The sequence below is a fragment of the Moorena sp. SIO4A1 genome (assembly GCF_010672065.1).
In the GTDB taxonomy this organism is placed as follows: Bacteria; Cyanobacteriota; Cyanobacteriia; order Cyanobacteriales; family Coleofasciculaceae; genus Moorena.
The window spans coordinates 1-1526 of record NZ_JAAHHX010000664.1; the positions used below are offsets into that span (position 1 = coordinate 1).

Annotated in this window: 3 protein-coding genes; all 3 read left to right on the forward strand. The window is 43.6% G+C overall.

Translation table 11 applies throughout. The features are described from left to right. Positions 1–209 precede the first annotated feature (209 nt). The 3 genes from F6K53_RS41705 (at position 210) to F6K53_RS46330 (ending at position 1215) form a co-directional block, all read left to right on the forward strand. On the forward strand, positions 210–644 hold the full coding sequence (locus tag F6K53_RS41705; protein ID WP_008178159.1) for a phage tail protein: 435 nt from the start codon (positions 210–212) through the stop codon (positions 642–644). 53 nt (positions 645–697) lie between these two features. Then, a complete protein-coding gene (locus F6K53_RS41710; protein WP_008178157.1) occupies positions 698–1063 on the forward strand; it encodes a hypothetical protein in 366 nt (121 codons plus the stop codon). Between the two features lie 74 nt (positions 1064–1137). Continuing rightward, complete coding sequence (locus tag F6K53_RS46330) at positions 1138–1215, forward strand: hypothetical protein (protein ID WP_366511440.1); 78 nt, start codon at positions 1138–1140, stop codon at positions 1213–1215. The last annotated feature ends 311 nt before the right edge of the window (positions 1216–1526 follow it).

The following is a 1526-nucleotide window of genomic DNA, read 5'->3' on the forward strand; positions in this document are numbered from 1 at the left end:
TTGTCATCTTCCGCATTCAACAGATGGCTGGAGAATAGATATAGCGCTACGCGCAAGTCAGAAGTTAGAAGTCAGAAGTCAGAAGTAAGCTATGACTAGATTTCGGAGTTTAGGAATGTCCTAATCTAAATGCGTAGTGTTATAAGAATAGATATTTCTTGAATTACCCATTACCTTACTTATTACCAAACAACAAGGAGATGTGAGTTATGCCCAGAGTAGATCCGTATAAAAATTATCGCTTTCTGGTAGAACTGGATGGGATTGTTCAAGCAGGATTTTCTGAATGTAGTGGTTTTGGTTCAGAAGTAGAAGTTGTGGAGTATCGAGAGGGGGGAGATGATGCCACAGTACGTAAGTTGCGGGGCAAAGCTAGTTACCCTGATATTGCCCTCAAGTATGGTATTACTGACTCTAAGGAACTTTACGATTGGCATTTACAAGCAGTGAATGGGACAATTGAGCGCAAAAATGGCTCGATTATCCTGCTCAATGATGATGGGGAAGAAAAAGTGCGCTGGGATTTCTTTAATGCTTGGGCGAGTAAGTATGAAGCACCCAGCTTAGATGCTAAGGGTAGCGATGTTGGGATTGATTCCCTAACGATTACCTGTGAACGTTTGCAGAGAGTTAATGTCAGTTAACAGTCATCAGTTAACAGTAATCAGTTAGCAATTAGCCATAACCAAGAACCAAAATGCTACAGACGGAATACGAATTTATCTTACCAGCAGGGTATATAGATAAAGAAGGGAATTTGCATCAGGAAGGAGTCATGCGGATGGCGACAGCGGCGGATGAAATTCTGCCCCTCAAAGATCCTCGTGTGCAAAACAACCCAGCCTATCTGATTGTGCTGTTGCTCTCCCGTGTTGTCACTCGTCTTGGTTCGGTGGAGGTAGTTAATCCTAAGATTATCGAAAGTTTATTTGCCTCTGATTTAGCGTATTTGCAGGATCTGTACAATCGGATCAATGGCAATGGAATGCGATCGCTTCAAATTAGCTGCCCCCACTGTGAGCAAAATTTTGCTGTCGAACTCGATTTATCGGGGGAATCCTAGGCTACCCCCTTACCCAAATCCATGAGGAGGTAGCCTATCTCGCCTATCACTTCCACTGGCATTATGAATCAATCATGACCATGGAACACCGGGAACGCCGAAAATGGGTTACTGAAGTCGCCAAAATCAATCAGCGTTTGAATAGTTCGTAAAGGGAACAGGGAACAGGGAACAGGGAACAGAGAGACTTTGAGTAGCTTTACAAAAGTTAACACAGTTTTGTTTATTTATGTCCAGGTACTTAGTTCAGTAGTGGGTAATTGGGGATTTTCCCCTTTCTAAATCAGATGGATAATTCAGCTTCACCAGGCAATAATTCCCAGGAATCGGGAAGTCCAGAAAATTCCCCCTTACTAAGTCGTCTGCAACGGCGACAAGAACAGTCTGGTGGAGTAATTAATACCCGCCAACTGCACCGCCATTACCAATCTACCCAAGCAACCACCGGAAGGCTGACCCAACA